Genomic DNA, 17,968 nt, shown 5'->3' with positions numbered 1-17,968 from the left:
CCGTTTTGCATCTGAATTCCCCCCGCATGCTGAAGATAAACAAGGAAGACGCGCTTAACTACCACCAGCAAAACCCCGCCGGCAAAATTGAGGTGGTACCCACCAAGCCCGTCAGCACCCAGCTCGACCTGGCCCTGGCCTACTCGCCGGGCGTGGCCGAGCCCTGCAAGGAAATTGCCGCCAACCCCGACGACGTCTACAAGTACACGGCCAAGGGCAACCTGGTGGCCGTGATAAGCAACGGCACCGCCGTGCTCGGCCTGGGCAACATCGGGCCCGCCGCCTCGAAGCCGGTAATGGAAGGCAAAGGCGTACTGTTCAAGAAGTTCGCCGGCATCGACTGCTTCGACATCGAAATCGACGCCACCGACCCCGACGAGTTTATCCGCGTGGTGAAGGCCCTGGAGCCCACCTTCGGCGGCATCAACCTGGAGGACATCAAGGCCCCGGAGTGCTTCGCCATCGAAACGGCCCTGCGCGAGCAGATGAACATTCCGCTGATGCACGACGACCAGCACGGCACGGCCATCATTTCGTCGGCCGGGTTGCTGAGCGCCCTGGAAGTCGTCGGGAAGAAAATCGATGAAATTCAGGTGGTGGTGAGCGGGGCCGGCGCGGCCGCCGTCAGCTGCCTGCGCCTGTACCTGGAGTTGGGCCTGAAGCGCGAAAACGTGGTGGTGTTCGATAAGGACGGCGTCATCAACGCCCGGCGCACCGACCTGGCGCCGCTGCAGATGCAGTTTGCCACCGAGCGGCCCGTCACCACGCTGGCCGAAGCCATGGAAGGCGCCGACTTCTTCCTGGGCCTCTCGGCGGCCAACGTGCTGGCGCCCGAGCTGCTGCTGAAGATGGCGAAGGACCCCATCGTCTTCGCTCTGGCCAACCCCGACCCGGAAATTGCCTACGAGCTGGCCCTCTCGACGCGCGAGGACATCATCATGGCTACCGGCCGCTCGGACCATCCGAACCAGGTCAACAACGTGCTGGGCTTCCCCTACATCTTCCGCGGGGCCCTCGACGTGCGCGCCACGGAAATCAACGAAGCGATGAAGCTGGCCGCCGTGCACGCCCTGACGGAACTGGCCAAAGAGCCGGTGCCCGACATGGTGAACAAGGCCTACGGCGACAACACGCTGACCTTTGGCCGCACCTACCTGATTCCCAAGCCCCTCGACCCGCGCCTGATTACGACCCTCTCCCCCGCCGTGGCCAAAGCGGCCATGGAAAGCGGGGTGGCGCGCATTCAGATTACCGACTGGCAGGCATATGAGGACGAGTTGCGGGCCCGCCTCGGCGTCAACCAGAAGCTGATGAACCGCATCACCTCGCGGGCCCGCTCGGCCCCCAAGCGCGTGGTGTATCCCGAGGCCGACAACTACAAAATCCTCAAAGCCGCCCAGATTGCCCACGACGAGGGCATTGCCCTGCCCATCCTGCTGGGTCGCCGGGAGCGGATTGAGAAAATTGCTCGCGAAAACAACCTCGACCTCGAAGGCTGCCAGATCATTGACATCCTGCAGGAGCACGAAGCCAAGCGCGACGAGTACGCCGACCTGCTGTTCCGCAAGCGGCAGCGCAAGGGCATGACGCTCTACGAAGCCAAGCGCCTGATGCGCGAGCGGAATTACTTCGGTGCCATGATGCTGGACACCGGCGAGGCCGACGCCTACATCACCGGCCTCACCAAGGACTACGGCAAGAGCATTCTGCCCGCCTTCCAGATCATCGGGGTGGAAGACGGCGTGCAGCGGGCCGCCGGCATGTACATCGTGCTGCACCGCAAGGGCCCGTTCTTCTTCGCCGATACCACCGTCAACATCGACCCCACGGCTGAGCAGCTGGTCGACATCATCGGCCTGACGGCCCGCGCCGTGCGCTTTTTCGACACCGAGCCGCGCATTGCGGTGCTGAGCTACTCCAACTTCGGCTCGAACACCGGCCCGCTGCCCGACAAGATGCGCCGCGCCACGGAGCTGGCCAAGCGCCGCTTCCCCGACCTGATTCTGGACGGCGAGATGCAGGCCAACACGGCCCTGAACCGAAATCTGCTGCAGGAGCACTACCCCTTCTCGGAACTGGCCGAAAAAGGCGCTAACACGTTGATTTTCCCCGGCCTGACTTCCGGCAACATCGCCTACAAGGTGTTGCAGGAAATCGGCGGGGCTGAGGTCATCGGGCCGGTGCTGATGGGCATGCGCAAGCCGGTACACATTCTGCAACTCGGCGCCTCGGTGCGTGACATCGTCAATATCACCGCCATTGCCGTGTCGGACGCGCAGACTTATAATCAGCCGCTGTAAGGTCACAGAAGATAGACGGCGCCTACCCGGCGCCGTCTATCTTTCTATATACTAATATAATTAGCATGATAATCTAATACCATTGGAACAAACTACGCTCCCGTATCCTTACACTTCTTACCGATATTGCCGCTAGCCGGCTGCATTTCGGTTCTTTTCGAGCTTTTGAATTCTTGCTATGATTGCATACCTCGACGGTAAACTTGCCTACAAAGACCCGACGCTGGCCATCATCGATGTGCAGGGCGTGGGCTATGAAGTGAAGATTTCCTTGGCCACCTATTCCAAGCTGCCCGCCGACGGCGAAAAGGCCAAGCTCTACACCTACCAGCACATCAAGGAGGACGCGCACGCGCTCTACGGCTTCCTCGACCCGAACGAGAAGGCGCTGTTCATGCACCTGATTTCGGTGTCGGGCATCGGGCCGGGCACGGGCATTGTTATCGTCTCGTCGATGTCGGTGGGCGAAATTCGGCAGGCCATCGTGCAGGAAGACGTACGCTCGATTCAGGCCATCAAGGGCGTGGGGCCGAAAACGGCGCAGCGCATCGTGCTGGATTTGCGCGACCGGCTGCGCAAGGACGAGCTGCTGGCCAAAGCCGGCGTAGAAACCGTCCCGCTGGCCCGGCAGCACAATACAAACCGTGCGGAAGCGTTAGCCGCGCTAGTGACCCTGGGCTTTGCGCGGGCCGTGGCCGAGAAGACGTTGGATGGCATTCAGCAGAAGCACGGCAACGACCTGAGCGTGGAGGAATTAATTAAATTTGCTCTTAAGTCGAATTAGGTTTTCGCGGGCCTTCGGGCCCTTTTGTTTCGCCCTTGCTTGACCACGCGTACTAAGTCTCTCACCACCCTTTCTTCCGTCGTTGCTGCGTCGCTGCTGACCTGGTGGTCACAGGCCGAGCCGGCGGGTGGCCGCTCGTTCGCGTTTTCCCAGCTCTGGAGCTGGCTGCAAACGTCGCGCCTGCACGCGCCCTTGCTCGTGGCCCTGCCGGATACCACCCGGCCGGTGCCGGGCGACACTGCGCGCTACCGGGCCAGCCGGCGTCCGCGCGTGGCCCCGACGGACCGCTCGGGCAACTTCCTGACGGAGCGGCAGCGCCGTTCGCCGCTGATTTTGCCGCTGCCCGCCAACGTGAAGCCGCAGGTGACGCTGGGCGACTCCCTGAATTACGTGGACGTGGAGGAAAATGTTGGCGCGGACATCGACTACCGCGACCCGGCCCGCCTCAGCTACGCCGAATTTCAGAAACTCCAGGAGCAGCAGGCCATTCGCAACTACTTCCGCAACAAGGCGGAGGGGGGCGTGGCCGGCGGCCCCGGCAACCCGACGGCTGCCAAGCGCCTGATTCCGAAGATCTACATGGCCCCGACGCTGGGGCGCATCTTCGGCGGCGACTTTATCGACATTCGGCCCAACGGCTCGGCCACCCTGGCGCTGGGCTGGCGGCAGAACTTCAACGACAACCCCTCGCTGACGCTGCGCCAGCGCCGCAACGGCGACTTTAACTTCCAGCAGAACTTCAACCTGAACCTGAGCGGACAGATCGGGGACAAGCTGAAGATTCTGTTCAACTACGACACGCGGGCGGCTTTCGACTTTGAGAACCAGATCAAGGCCGACTTTACGGGCTACGACACCGACATCATCCGCAAGGTGGAGATGGGCAACGTGTCGCTGCCCTTGAACAACACCCTGGTGCAGGGCGGGCAAAACCTGTTCGGGGTGAAGACCCAGATGCAGTTTGGGCGCCTGAGCGTGACCAGCGTGGCGGCCCAGCTGCGTGGCACCGCCGACGAGGTGACGGTGCAGAACGGGGCGCAGTCGCGCAACTTCGAAATCAAGGCCTCGCAGTACGAGGCCAACCGCCACTTCTTCCTCTCGCAGTTCTTCCGCGACCGGTACGACGCCGTGCTCAGCAACCTGCCCACGGTGCAGAGCGGGGTGGAAATCCGCCGCGTGGAGGTGTACGTGACCAACGACAACCGCACCACCGAGACGCTGCGCAACGTGGTGGCCCTGGAGGACGTGGGCGAGCCGCTACGCACCTACCGCGACGATTTCCTGGTGGCCGGCCGCCAGAGTCGCCCGGCGGCCAACGACGTCAACTCCTTGTATGAGCGGCTGCCCGCCACGATCAGTCCCGACCGTAACGTACAGAGCATCGACGGTGTGCTGCAGAATAACAGCAACCTGCAGCTGGAAAAGACGGTGGACTACGAGCGGGTGCGGGCGCGCAAGCTCGATCCGCGCGAGTACACCTACAATCCGCAGCTGGGTTACTTATCGTTGAACACGCCGCTGCTGCCCGAACAGGTGCTGGGTGTGTCGTACGAGTACTTTTTCAACGGCAAGTCTTACAAGGTAGGCGAGCTGCAGGAAGACTATTCCAACGTGCCCGAAGAAGGCGTGGTGTTCTTGAAGCTGCTACGCGCTACCAACCCCGGCGTGGGGCGGGCCGACTTCAACCAGAACCTGCGCAACGACCGGCTGCGCACCGGCAACCTGCCGGTGTTCGACCTGATGATGAAGAACATCTACGCCCTGAACGCCTCGCAGCTCAGCCGCGACCAGTTTCGCCTGGATGTGATTTACAAGGACGACGCAACGGGCGTGGACATCATTTCGCTGAAGGAAGGCGAAAAAGTAACGAACCGGCCGCTGACCCAGGTGCTGAACCTGGACAACGTCAACCCAAACAACGACCGGCCGGCCGACGGCAACTTTGACTTTCTGCAGGGCCTGACCATCGACCCGGAGCTGGGCAAGATCATCTTCCCGGTGATAGAGCCCTTCGGCAACTACCTGCAGGCGCAGTTCAACCCGACGACCGAAGCGGCGCTGATTCAAAAGTACGTGTACCCGGAGCTGTACGTGCAGGTGCAGAGCGACGCGCAGCAGAAGCAGGAGAAAGACAAGTTTTACCTGAAAGGCCGCTACTCGGCCACCGCCACCGACGAAATCACGCTGCCGGGCATCCGCATTCCGGAAGGCTCGGTGCGGGTGTACTCGGGCTCGACGCTGCTGACCGAGGGCGCCGACTATCAGGTGTTCTACGACCAGGCCAAGGTTAAAATTCTCAACGCCAGCTACCTGAACTCAGCCAACGAGCTACGGGTGGAATTTGAGCGCGACGCCGTGGTGCAGGTGCTGCCCCGCAAGCTGCTGGGCACCCGTCTCGACTATAAGGTGTCGGAAGACCTGAACTTCGGGGGCACCATCATGCACCTGCTCGAAAACCAGGCCGCCGGCATCAACCGCGTGAACGTGGGCGACGAGCCGAGCAACAACACCATTTACGGGCTGGACATGAGCCTGCGCCGCGAGTCGCGGGTGCTCACCAAGTACATCGACATGCTGCCCTTCGTGAACACGAAGGCGCCGTCGTCGGTGGCACTGAGCGCGGAGTTTGCGCAGTTTGTGCCGGGCCGCTCGCAGCTGGGCCGCGGCGAAAACGGCGTGTCCTACCTCGACGACTTCGAAAACGCCCGCACGCCCTACACCCTAGGCAACAACAACACGACCAATCCCTGGCGCCTGGCCACCACGCCGCGGCGCATCATCAGCGAGCAGCAGCTGCCCGAGCGCACCCTGGGCGTGGCCAACTCGCGCGCCCGCATTGCCTGGTACACCATCGACCAGACCTACTTCACGAACGGACCCTCGAAACCCAACAATGTGTCGGAAGAGGACCTGCGCAACCACTACGTACGGGGCGTCACGCGCACGGAGGTATTCCCGAACCGCGACCCTGGCACGCTGGGCGGCGGCTACGAAAACACCTTTGACCTGGCTTACTTCCCTTCGGAGCGCGGACAGTACAACTACAACCCCGACGTCTCGGCGGATGGGCGCTTCCTGAACCCGAATAACCCGCAGAAGAACCAGCAGAACTACGGCGGCATTTCGCGCGAAATCACCTTCGATACCGATTTCGACAACGCCAACGTGGAATACCTGGAGTTCTGGCTGATGGACCCGTTCATCAACAGCCAGGGTAACAAGTACAACACCATCGACGACTCGGACCCGACGACGCCGAAAACGCCCAACACCACCGGCGGGGAGCTGTTTTTCAACCTCGGCACGGTATCGGAAGACCTGCTGAACGACGGGGTGTACGAGTTCGAGAACGGCCTGGCCGATACGGACGACCAGAGCAACGTGCGCAACACTATCTGGGGCCGGGCCACCCGCCTGCAGTTTCTCACCGATGCTTTCAGCAACGCCCCCGGTGGCCGCGACCGGCAGGATATCGGCCTCGACGGCCTGGCCGGCAGCGAGGAGCAGGATTTCTTCCGTGCCATTCCCGGTTACGCGGGCTTCGAAGACCCGTCGGCCGACAACTTCCGCCACCACCTCGACGCGTTTTACGACCAGAACAACACCAAGATTCTGGGCCGCTACAAGTACTACAACGGCATGGAGGGCAACTCGCGCGCTACCAGCGGCACGCAGAGCTCCACGGCGGCGCCCGACAAGGAAGACCTGAACCGCGACAACGTCATCAGCGACACGGAGCAGTACTACGAGTACCGCGTCCCGCTCGCGCCCAACGGGGCCGGGCAGCTGGAAGTGGGCCGCAACTTTATCGTGGACAAGGTGACCAACCGCATTACCGGCACCGGCGACGACGTGTCGTGGTACCAGTTCCGCATTCCGATTCGCCAGCCTACCGGCATTCAGGGCGCATCGCAGCCATTCGGCTTCAAGTCCATCCGCTTCCTGCGCATGTACATGACCGGCTGGAGCCAGCCCGCGGTGCTGCGCTTCGTGCAGATGCAGTTCGTGGCCAACCAGTGGCGCCGCTTCCTCAGCGTCATTCCCGAGCCCGGGACGCAGCCCTGCTTGAACTGCACCACCGACGCCGAGGCCTTTGCCATTTCGACGGTGGGCGTCGAGGAAAACGGCGCTTCCAGCGGCCAGGGCACGGCCATTCCGTACGTGACGCCGCCCGGCATCAAGCGCGACCGGGAATACGGCTCGACCACGACCGTGCGTAACCAGAACGAACAGTCGCTGCGCCTGTGCGTGGAAGGCCTGCGCCCGGGTTTCGCCAAGGCGGCCTACAAGAACGTGAACCTGAACCTGCTGCGCTACAAGCGGCTGAAGATGTTCCTGCACGCCGAATCGGATAACCGCAACCTGCAGGACAACCAGGTGCAGGCCTTCATCCGCTTCGGCACCGACTACAACCAGAACTACTACCAGTACACGCTGCCGCTGATCATCACCAAAACCACCGACAGCAACGTGGACAACATCTGGCCGGTGGCCAACCGCGTGGACATTCCGCTGCAGGCGTTCATCGACGCCAAGGCCCGCCGTGCGGAAGCCGGCCTCAGCTTGCAGGTGCCCTTCACGACGCGCTACGAGATGAAGCTCGAAAACGGGGAAATAGCCGTGGGCCAAATCACCGTGCTCGGCAACCCTGACCTGAGCGCGCTGCAGGGCCTGATGATCGGGGTGCAAAACCCCGCCATCAACGGCATCGACCATTCGCTGTGCCTCTGGGCCGACGAGCTGCGGGTGAAAGACTTCGACCAAACGGACGGCTGGGCCGCCACGGCGCGCTTCAACACCCGCCTGGCCGACGTGGCCAACATCACCGCCACCGGCGCCTTCACCTCGGTGGGCTTCGGCTCGCTGCAGGACCGCCCCTCGCAACGCTCGGTCGACAACATTGCCCGCGGCGACGTGAATGCCGCCGTGGCCGCCGAGAAGTTTCTGCCCGAGAAGCTGGGGCTGCGGGTGCCGGTGCTGCTGCAGGCGGGCGCCGAAATCCGCTCCCCTAAGTACGACCCGCTCGACCCGGACATGACGCTGGCCCAGTCGCTGAGCAGCAAGTTTGCTAACGACCAGGACCGCACCGCGTACCGAAGGGAAGTCACCGATCAGACCAAGAGCAAGTCCATCAGCCTGCTGAACGTGCGAAAAGAGCGCACCAACCCTGACCGGAAGCCCAAGCCCTACGATATCGAGAACCTGGCGCTGAGCTACTCCCTGACCGAGCGCACCCACACCGACATCCAGACCGACCGCGACTTCACCCGCACCTACACCGGGGCGGTGGCCTACACCTACCAGCCCACGCCCAAGGCCTTCGAGCCGCTGAGCAAGGTGAAGCTGTTCGACTCGCCCTACCTGAAGCTGCTGAAGGAGCTAAACTTCACGCCCCTGCCCTCGCGCTTCGCCTTCCGCGCCGACCTAGACCGCCGCTACAACGAGCGGTTCCTGCAGCGCACCCAGGCCCAGGGCCAGGTTCCGTCGACCGAAGGCATTCCGGGCGTGTACCAGAAGAGCTTCTTCATCAACCGCATCTACGACCTGAAGTGGGATTTGACGCGGAGCCTGATCCTGGACTACACCGCCACTAACCGCAGCAGCGTGGACGACAGCGTGGGCCGCACCATCGGCAACTCGCCGGAGGCCGTGCGCAACCGCGAACTGATCAAAACCAACCTGCTGAAGGGCGGCCGCACCACGAACTTCAACCAGACCGTGGCGCTGACTTACCGCCTGCCGCTCGACAAGTTTCCCCTCACCGACTGGCTGTCGGCCGATGCGCGCTACGCGGCCAACTACAGCTGGCAGGCGGCTTCCACGGCCATTCGGGCCCCCATCGACAGCCTGACGGACCCGAACACCGAGTTGGTCAACATCGGCAACACCATTCAGAACAGCCGCGACGTGAGCGTCAACGGCCGCATCGACCTGGTGAAGCTCTACAACAAGGTCAAATTCCTCAACATCATCAACAACGCGCCGGCCGGCGGTGCGGGCAAAGGCCAGGCCGGCGCCCAGAGCACCATGGACCGCCTGCGCCGCGGCGCCCCCGAAGCAAGCACCGACGCGAAGAACCAGGGCAAAGCCGCAGCCGACTCAGCCAAAGCGCCCGAATTGCGCGTGCTGAAGGCCGTGCTCCGCTCGTTGATGACGGCCCGCTCGCTGAATTTCACCTACACCCGCACGGCCGGCACGCTGCTGCCGGGCTACCTGCCCAAAACCCGCCTGTTCGGCTTGAGCAGCAACTTTTCGGCCCCGGGCCTGCCGTTCATTCTGGGCCAGCAGTACGAGCTGCCGGAACTGTACGACATGGCCAGTCGGAACAATTGGTACACTCTGCGCAGCGACCTGCTGAACACCCCGCTTAGCTCGCTAAGCACCTCCAACCTGCAGCTGCGCACCTCGCTGGAGCCCATCCGCGACTTCAATATCCAGGTAGAGGCCCGGCAGCAGAAGGTGCGCAACCGCGAAACCTTTTACCGCGTGCCGGTGGATGAACAGACGCTGAAACCCATTTCGGACCAAGTAGACCTGACCACGCTGATTCCGCTGGGCTCGGGCTCGTTCAGCACCACCACCATTGCCATCAACACGTTGTTTGGGGACCTGCGCAAGAACAACACCTCGGCCGCGTTTGATCGGTTTGTGGAAAACCGCCGTCAGGCCCGCAACCGCCTGCAAGACGCCAATAGGGCCAGAGGAGGCCTCTACGGCTACAACTCCCAGGATGTGCTGCTGCCGGCCTTCCTCGACGCGTACCACGGCAAGTCGTCGGACGGTGTATCGACCAAGAAATTCGACCCGTTCAAGATGCTGCCGCTGCCCAACTGGCGCGTCGACTACAACGGCCTCTCCAACCTGCCGCTGGTGCAGAAGTACTTCCGCTCGGTGGCTCTCCGTCACTCCTATACCGCCGATTACCAGGTGCTGGGGTACACCACCTCCACCCAGTACAACGCCGAGCCCGAGGGCCTGGCCGAGAAGGTCAACGAGCAGAACCAGTACATTCCGTACTACATCATCAACCAGGTGACCATGTCGGAGCGCCTCTCACCGCTGGTGGGCGTGAACTTCCAGACGCTGGAGAAAATCAACGGCAGCGTGGACTACGGCCTCGACCGGATGCTGGCCCTGAACACCACCAACGCCCAGGTTACGGAGCTGCGCAACAAGACGCTGACCATCGGCTTCGGCTACACCACCAACCGCTTCCGCATTCCGTTCCGCATCGGCGGCGAACAGCGCATTCTGACCAACGAGCTGAACATGCGCCTCGACCTCTCCATCCGCGACAACGTGACCATTCAGCGCAGTATCGTGGACGTGGTGGCGCCCGACACGCAGAACCCGGATTCCGGTTCGCCTGGCAAGGCCAGCCAACAGGTCACCAACGGTAACCGCCAGGTACAGCTGCGCCCCACCATCGACTACGTCGTCAGCCAGCGCCTGAACCTGCAGTTCTTCTTCACCCGCAACGTGTCGCAGCCCCGCGGCGGCACCACTTCCTTCAAGAACGCGGCCACCGAAGGCGGCATTCAGCTGCGCTACAGCCTCTCGCAGTAGCGGTGAATGAGTGATTTAGTGAATGGGTGAAGTAAGGCCTCCTTGCTTCACCCATTTATTTTTATGGCCCCAGCAATTCACTCATTCACTGATCCACTCATTCACTATCTCACTATCTTTGGCCGCCCGCGGTGGCGGGCGTACACTCCATTTCCCTGTTTGCCCAATATGAACCTCCCGGCTAACCTGAAGTACACCAAAGAACACGAGTGGGTCCGCATCGAAGGCGACACCGCTTACGTGGGTATCACCGATTTCGCGCAGAAAGAGCTGGGCGACATCGTGTACGTGGACATTGATTCGGCCGACAAGGACGTCAGCAAGGACGAGGTGTTCGGCACGGTGGAAGCCGTCAAGACCGTTTCGGACCTGTTCAGCCCCCTCAGCGGCACCGTGCTGGAAGTCAACCCCAAGCTCAACGACGCGCCCGAAACCGTCAACTCCGACCCTTACGGCGACGGGTGGATGATCAAGATGAGCATCGGCAACCAGGCCGAGCTTGAAGGTTTGCTGTCGGCTGAGGCCTACGGCGAGCTGGTAGGCGCCTAATTGCCCGGCCGGCCATGCTCCGCGTGCTCACGGCGCTGGTCGCCCTGGCCTGGACGGCCTTCATGCTCTGGGGCACGCTCAGCCCGCTCGATCAGCTGCCGCCCCTGCCCCAGTGGGACCTGCTCTCGTTCGACACGGCGGCCCATGCCGGCATCTTTGTAGTAACCGCGGTGCTCTACGTTTTGACGGCCCGGTGGCAACGGCTCTTTCCGGGCCTGCGCCACCGGGCTTTCCTGTGGACACTGGTGGTGTGCCTGCTGCTGGGCGCCTTCATCGAGCTGACGCAGACCCTCATGGACCTGGGCCGCCTGGGTGAGTGGACCGACATGATCAGCGACGCGCTGGGCACCGTGGCCGGCCTGGGCCTGATGCACCTCACCCGCCGTTGGTGGGACGTGCTGCCCGCCACGGCCTGAGGCCCGGCTTCTACTACTTACGCTATTCGTTGTATGCTGCCCCGTAGGCCATTCTCCGCTCATCGTGTTGCCGCGCTGGCGCTGGGTGCGCTGCTGCCGGGGTTGGGCCTGCTGTCGGCGCAGGCCCAGGATATGGCCCGCGCCCGGCAAACCATTGCCACCCTGGCCAGCCCGCGCATGCACGGCCGCGGCTACGTGCAGCAGGGTGAGCGGCGCGCCGCCGATTACCTGCGCCGCCGGTTCAAGGCCCTGGGACTGCAGCCACTGGCCCCGGAGTACTTCCAGCCGTTTGCCTTCGACGTCAACACCTTTCCCGGCCGGCTCAGCCTGCGCGTGGGTGGGCAGCCGCTGACGCCCGGCGCCGACTTCATTGCCGCCCCGGGCTCCGGCGCCGGCCAGCTGCAGGGCCAGCCTATTCAGCTCGATTCGCTGATTTTCTCGGATGAAGCCGCCGGCCAGCGTTTTCTGCGCGAGCCGCTACGGGGCCGCATCCTGGTGCTGCGGCAGCGCGACGCGGAGCGGCTGCGCATCCTGCCCGAAGTATTTGCCCAGCACGTAGCCGAGGCCGCCGCCCGCATCGAGCTGGTGCCCGGCAAGCTCACGGCCTCGCTGGCGCCCGCGCAGGCCGGGCAGGTGCAGCTGCAGGTAGTGGCCTCGCGCTGGCCCTCTGCTCCCGCTCCTGTTGATCTTACCGTCGAGGCCCGGCTGCGCACCGCCTACCCCACGCAGAACGTCGTGGGCGTGGTGCGCGGCGCCGTACAGCCTGATTCGTTTATCGTCGTCACGGCCCACTACGACCACCTGGGCCCCATGGGCCGGCAGGCCTACTTCCCGGGCGCCAACGACAACGCCAGCGGCACCGCGCTGCTGCTGGAGCTGGCCGCTCACTACTCCCAGCTCGCTCACCGTCCGCGCTACTCCGTAGCGTTTCTGGCCTTCGGAGCCGAGGAAGCCGGGCTCGTCGGCTCCCGCTACTTCGTGGCCCATCCGCTGCTGCCCCTCGACCGCGTCCGGTTCCTGCTCAACCTCGATTTGGAAGGCACCGGCCAGGCGGGTGCCACCGTAGTAAACGGCAAGGTGCATGAGTCGGAGTATCGGCTCCTCGAAAGCCTGAATACGACCGGCAGCTACTTGCCCGGCCTGGCGCCCCGGGGCCGGGCCGCCAATTCCGACCATTACCCGTTTTCGGAGGCCGGCGTGCCCGCCTTCTTCCTGTACCTGCGCGGCACGCCCACCCACTACCACGACGTGTACGACCGGGCCGAAACCCTCCCACTGTCTGGTTTTGCGGGGCTGTTCAGGCTAGTCTTGGCTTACTGCCAGCGGCTGGAGCACCCGCTGTAGGCCCGCTGGCTGACGAGTAGAGTGCGAGCCCATAAGCCACGGAACGGCATGGCTCAGCTTCTCTACGCGCTCATTTCGGGTCCTGCCCATATCCTTGGCAGCTGGCAGCTACAGCCTAGTACGTATCCGATGCTATATAATAAGGTGTGTAGCGAGCAACTGGCAGGCCACCCGGCTCGGTGGGCTGGCTTTAAAGCAATCATCCCGGAATCGTCCGCGGTGGAGGCGGATGATTCCGGGATGGAATAAAAACAGGCGGGTGGCGCCGCGCTGTTTAGCTATTGCTGCGCAAGGAGCTCATCACTTGCTTGGCTACCGATTCCCACTCCGGCTTCTGGCGGTCGGGGCAGGAGAAGGTGCACATCAGCAGGCGGCCTTCGATGTCGGTGAAGAAAATCAGTTGGTAGACCTGGTGGCCCAGCTCCGGCTTCATCATTTCGATGTAGCCCACCTTGCGGCCATTGATTTCTTTTACGCCATCGGAGAAGAACGTCGCATCAGAGTACTGCTTGCGGTAGGTCTTCATGAAGTTGGATGCGTACATATCGACCATGTCCTGGTCGGCCGTGTTGTCGGTGTACGAGAAGGAAAGGCTGGCGTGCGAGGTGTTGGTGTAGATGACGCTCGGACGGCTCTGCGCTTTGGCGTAGAGGAAGTCCATCTGCTGCTCGCTCATCACCTCGAATCCTTTCGGAATCAGGATTTCCACCCGTTCGCTCAGAACGCGCTTCTTGATTAGCTCCACTTCGGCGAACGGCTTAGCGGCCATTAGCAGCACTGCGAGGCAGAGCAACGGGGCGAGTAGAACTTTCTTCATGACAAGGACCAAAAAATGGTGAACATTCTTTCTGGGTAAACTACCGAACAGTGCGGAGGGCATCTGTTTGGATAACACAATTTAGGAAGAAAAGCCGTCAGTACAAGAACTTTATACAAAAATAATTTAGTGCAAAAGTAAAGGCAGCTGAATCGGCTGGAAAAACGGGGCTAGTGGGTGCGTAAAGCGTGTTTGAATCATCTCAGCAGCCAATCTGCAGTCCAGTCTGCGGCTTGGCAAGCATCCGCATAGCGCTATGCAGAATTGTATTGATAATGTTCAATTGCATTTACGAATGGTGTAGCGACACGGTTTTGATCTTAAAGAATATTATTGAGCTGTTCCTTGATTTTTTCCAGCTCTTCCTTCATCCCGACGACCAGATGTTGGATGGTCGAGTCATTGGCTTTGGAGCCAATGGTATTGATTTCCCGACCAATTTCCTGCGAAATAAAGGCTAATTTCTTTCCGCTGTACTCGGGCAGGTGCACCGTTTCGGTGAAGTAGTGCAGATGGCTGACCAACCGCACCTTTTCCTCGGCGATGTCAAGTTTCTCAATGTAATACAGGAGTTCCTGCTCGAAGCGGCTGGGGTTGAACTGGTCGCTCTGGGCCAGCTCGGCCAGGCCGTCGTGCATGCGGCGGCGCACGTTCTCCAGGCGCGTCGGGTCGTGGCGGTCCACGTCGGAGAGCTGGATGCGGATGCGGTCGATGTAGCTCAGGATTTCGGTGGTCAGGGCCTGGCCTTCGGTGCGGCGGAAGTCGGCAGTGCGGTCGAGGGCTTCCTGCACGATGGGCTGCAGCTCGGCCCAGGTGAGCTGGGGCTCGTCGTCGGCGGCGCTGGCCTCGTTGGGCGACTGCACCACGCCGGGCAGGCGCAGGGCCAATTCCAGGATGTTGTCGGTGGGGGCGCCCAGTTCCTGCGCGATGCTCAGAAGCTCGTGGTAGGCGGCCGTGAGCGTTTCGCGGTGCAGGCTGGCGCGGGAGCGGACGGCGGCCGGGCGGTTCAGGTCGATGCTGACGTTGACTTTGCCGCGCACCAGGTGGCGCCCGACGAGGTTGCGCAGCTCCAGTTCGCTGCCGGCCAGGGAGCGGGGCATGCGCAGGCTCAGGTCCAGGCCTTTGGAATTCAGCGACTTGATTTCGACAACGACGGTGTAATGCTCGGTTTCGCGCTGGGCGACGCCGTAGCCGGTCATGGACAGCAGCATGCAGGCAGAGTGGTGAAGGGGGCGACAAAAGTACTGCTAATTCAGATATTCAGCTAGTTACATGGTGAATAACATAAGCATAACAGGGGCGTCACACTGGCGTAACAGGGTCAAAATACTTTTGCGGCGCCAACTAGCACATGCTCATGCGCCGTTCTTTATTACTTGCGCCAATGCTGACAATCAGCACTTTGGCCGTTGCTCAACAAGGCTCCATCGTCGGAAAGGTCCTCGATAAAAAAACCGGCGAAGCCGTTATCGGGGCCACCGTGATTGTGACGGGCACCACGCAGGCCGCGCCGGTGGACGTGGAGGGCAACTACGAGCTGCGTCTGAAGCCCGGCATTTACGGCATCACCATTCAGAACCTCGGCTACAAGCCCATCAACTTCACCGGCATCGAAGTGAAGGACGGGCAGAAAACGACGCTGAACAGCACGCTGGAGGAAAGCGCGCTGGCGCTGAAGGAGGTTACTGTGACTGGGCAACGCCAGACCGGCACGGAGGTAGCGCTGCTCCAGGACCTGCGCAAGAGTGAGGTGGTGGTGAGCGGCATGTCGAACGACCAGATTGTGAAAACCCTGGACCGCGACGCGGCCGAAGTGGTGAAGCGCATTCCGGGCGTCACGATTCAGAGCAACAACTTCATCGTGGTACGCGGGCTGGCGGAGCGCTACAACACGGTGCTGCTCAACGACGCGCTGACGCCCTCGGCCGAGGTGGACACTCGTTCCTTTTCGTTCGACGTGCTGCCCTCGTCAGTTATCGACCGGGTACTGATTTTCAAGTCCGGGTCGCCGGAGCTGCCGGGCGAGTTTGGCGGCGGCGTGGTGAAGGTATACACCAAGAACTCGGTGCTCGACAACACGACCTCACTGAGCGTGTCGGGCTGGCACCGCAACGGCACCACCTTCGGCCAGAACTACATGCAGAGCCGCCGCGGCAGCACCGACTGGCTGGGCTTCGACGGCGGGCAGCGCCAGCTGCCGGGCGCGGTGGCCGAGCAGGGCGTGATTCGCTCGGATCAGTCGACGCCGGCGCAGCTGGCTAGCGCGGCCAACGGGCTGCGCGGCACCACTTGGCTGCCCTCGCTGGGCCGGGCGCTGCCGGACATCCGCGCCTCGCTGGGGTTGACGCGCAAGTTTGAAATCGGCTCGGCCTACCTAAGCAACGTCACGTCGATTTCGTACTCCAACACCCGCGAGCAGTACGGGGTGGAGCGCAACCGCTACACCAAGGACGTGGACCTGGAAACGGGCCAGCGCGGCACGCAGTTCGAGTTCAAGGACACCCGCGCCGTGACGGGCGTGCGCCTGGGCGTGATTCATAACTGGCAGGTGCGCCTGAACAGCCGCAACCGCCTGGAGCTGCGCAACTTCTTCAACCAGTACGGCACCGACGAGGTGATTCACCGCACCGGGCTGGAGGAAGACCGGCAGCGCGACGACTACGCCCTGCACTACCAGAGCCGCAGCATTTACTCGGGCCAGCTGCAGGGCAGCCACGACTTGGGTGCCACCGAGCACACCACCGTGACCTGGGCCGCCGGCTACAACTACGTGTACCGCGACGAGCCCGACTACAGCCGCTACCGCTACCAGAAACAGATATTGCCAGGTGTAGAGCGCCCCTACTTCGTGAACGTGCCCCTGGAGGGCAACATCACCGAGGCCAGCCGCTTCTTCTCCAACCTGCACGAAAACACGGTGATGGGCAGCGGGCAGTGGGAGCGGCGCATCATGGGCCGCGACACGACCAGTGTGAATCAGTACAAGCTGCGCGCCGGCTTTTACACCGAGCGCAAGGTGCGCGACTACCAGCAGCGCTACTTTTCCTTCGTGCGCGGCTCGGGCTTCAACCTGCCCAATGAGGTGCAGTTGCTGCCCATCGACCAGATTTTTGCCCCGGCGAACCTGGACCCGGTGAAGGGCTACACCGTGGCCGAAGGCACCAAGCCGGAGGACAGCTACGAGGCCGAAAACGTGCTGCTGGCCGGTTACGTGGGCGCCGTGGCCCCGCTGACGGACAAGCTCAACCTCTCGGGCGGGTTGCGCGTGGAGCACAACCGCCGCCAGCTGCACAGCGCCGGCCGCCGCACCTACCAGGAAAACCGCACCATTCCGCTGCCCTCGCTGAACGCGAGCTTTAACTTCAACGAGCGGTCGGCGCTGCGCCTAGGCGGCAGCGTGACGGTGAACCGGCCGGAATTCCGCGAAATCTCGCCGAACCAGTACTACGATGTGGCCAACAACGCCATGATCGTGGGCGACTCGACGCTGAAAACGGCCACCATTTACAACGCCGACCTGCGCTACGAGTTCTACCCCACCAAGTCGGAAATGGTGTCGGTGGGCGTGTTCTACAAGAAGTTCCGCAACGCCATCGAGCAGACGACGGTGAACGTGACCGGCAGCCAGTTGTGGATCGGTTACCAGAACGCGCAGAACGCCTACGACGTGGGCGCCGAGCTGGAAGTGCGCAAAAGCTTGCTGGGCGTAACGGAAAGCGCCTTTTTGCAGCGCCTCTCGCTGATTTTGAACGCCTCGGTGATTCACAGCCGCGTGCAGCTGCCCAAGGGCCAGGCAACCGACGGCTTCGCGCTGCAGGACCGCCCGCTGCAGGGCCAGTCGCCCTACGTGGTCAACGCCGGAGTGTTTTACCAGGACGATGACCGGAAGTGGCAGGTATCGGCGCAGTACAACGTGATTGGGCAGCGCTTCTCCTTTATCGGCGACTACACCCAGAACTTCTCGGTGATTGAGATGCCGCGTCAGGTGATTGATCTGGCCGTGACCAAGGGCGTGGGCCCGCACCTGCAGCTGAAGGCCGGCGTGCAGGACTTGCTGAACCAGCCCGTGCGCCAGTTCTACGACTTCAACTACAACAGCAAAATCGACGCGGGCGAGCAGCTGCCGTTTGCCCGCTACCGCCGGGGCCGCTACACCATGCTGGGCCTGGTCTACAACTTCTAACGGCTAAAC

At 62.4% G+C, this 17,968-nt stretch carries 9 protein-coding genes; 7 read left to right on the top strand and 2 right to left on the bottom strand.

The genetic code is table 11. From position 1 onward, the window contains the following. The first annotated feature begins 26 nt into the window (after nucleotides 1-26). The 6 genes from FDY95_RS09740 to FDY95_RS09715 all read left to right on the top strand — a co-directional run bounded on the left by FDY95_RS09740 (nucleotide 27) and on the right by FDY95_RS09715 (nucleotide 12,959). Nucleotides 27-2,300, top strand: coding sequence for an NADP-dependent malic enzyme (locus FDY95_RS09740; protein WP_171025615.1), 2,274 nt, complete (start codon nucleotides 27-29; stop codon nucleotides 2,298-2,300). 178 nt (nucleotides 2,301-2,478) lie between these two features. Further along, nucleotides 2,479-3,084, top strand: coding sequence for a Holliday junction branch migration protein RuvA (gene ruvA / locus FDY95_RS09735; protein WP_138077188.1), 606 nt, complete (start codon nucleotides 2,479-2,481; stop codon nucleotides 3,082-3,084). A gap of 39 nt (nucleotides 3,085-3,123) precedes the next feature. After that, nucleotides 3,124-10,650, top strand: coding sequence for a T9SS outer membrane translocon Sov/SprA (gene sov, locus FDY95_RS09730; RefSeq protein ID WP_246073976.1), 7,527 nt, complete (start codon nucleotides 3,124-3,126; stop codon nucleotides 10,648-10,650). A gap of 168 nt (nucleotides 10,651-10,818) precedes the next feature. Then, the gene (gene gcvH, locus FDY95_RS09725) at nucleotides 10,819-11,199 is read left to right on the top strand and encodes a glycine cleavage system protein GcvH (protein ID WP_138077186.1); all 381 of its coding nucleotides are present in this window, start codon (nucleotides 10,819-10,821) and stop codon (nucleotides 11,197-11,199) included. A gap of 14 nt (nucleotides 11,200-11,213) precedes the next feature. Then, complete coding sequence (locus FDY95_RS09720) at nucleotides 11,214-11,615, top strand: VanZ family protein (RefSeq protein WP_138077184.1); 402 nt, start codon at nucleotides 11,214-11,216, stop codon at nucleotides 11,613-11,615. Between the two features lie 33 nt (nucleotides 11,616-11,648). After that, on the top strand, nucleotides 11,649-12,959 hold the full coding sequence (locus FDY95_RS09715) for a M28 family metallopeptidase (RefSeq protein ID WP_138077182.1): 1,311 nt from the start codon (nucleotides 11,649-11,651) through the stop codon (nucleotides 12,957-12,959). Nucleotides 12,960-13,233: 274 nt separating this feature from the next. On the opposite strand, the gene FDY95_RS09710 is transcribed toward FDY95_RS09715, so the two are convergent. Continuing rightward, complete coding sequence (locus tag FDY95_RS09710; RefSeq protein WP_138077180.1) at nucleotides 13,234-13,776, bottom strand: hypothetical protein; 543 nt, start codon at nucleotides 13,774-13,776, stop codon at nucleotides 13,234-13,236. A gap of 320 nt (nucleotides 13,777-14,096) precedes the next feature. Next, nucleotides 14,097-14,987 carry a YicC/YloC family endoribonuclease gene (locus tag FDY95_RS09705; protein ID WP_138077178.1) on the bottom strand — a complete coding sequence of 297 codons (891 nt, stop codon included), beginning with the start codon at nucleotides 14,985-14,987 and terminating at the stop codon, nucleotides 14,097-14,099. A gap of 173 nt (nucleotides 14,988-15,160) precedes the next feature. Here FDY95_RS09705 and FDY95_RS09700 point away from each other — a divergent pair, with 173 nt between their 5' ends. Then, the gene (locus FDY95_RS09700) at nucleotides 15,161-17,959 is read left to right on the top strand and encodes a TonB-dependent receptor (RefSeq protein ID WP_171025614.1); all 2,799 of its coding nucleotides are present in this window, start codon (nucleotides 15,161-15,163) and stop codon (nucleotides 17,957-17,959) included. Nucleotides 17,960-17,968 lie beyond the last annotated feature (9 nt).

The organism is Hymenobacter jeollabukensis (assembly GCF_005771675.1).
In the GTDB taxonomy this organism is placed as follows: domain Bacteria; phylum Bacteroidota; class Bacteroidia; order Cytophagales; family Hymenobacteraceae; genus Solirubrum; species Solirubrum jeollabukense.
Note: the sequence above shows the minus strand (reverse complement) of the source record. Positions and strands in the feature narration are given on the sequence as shown.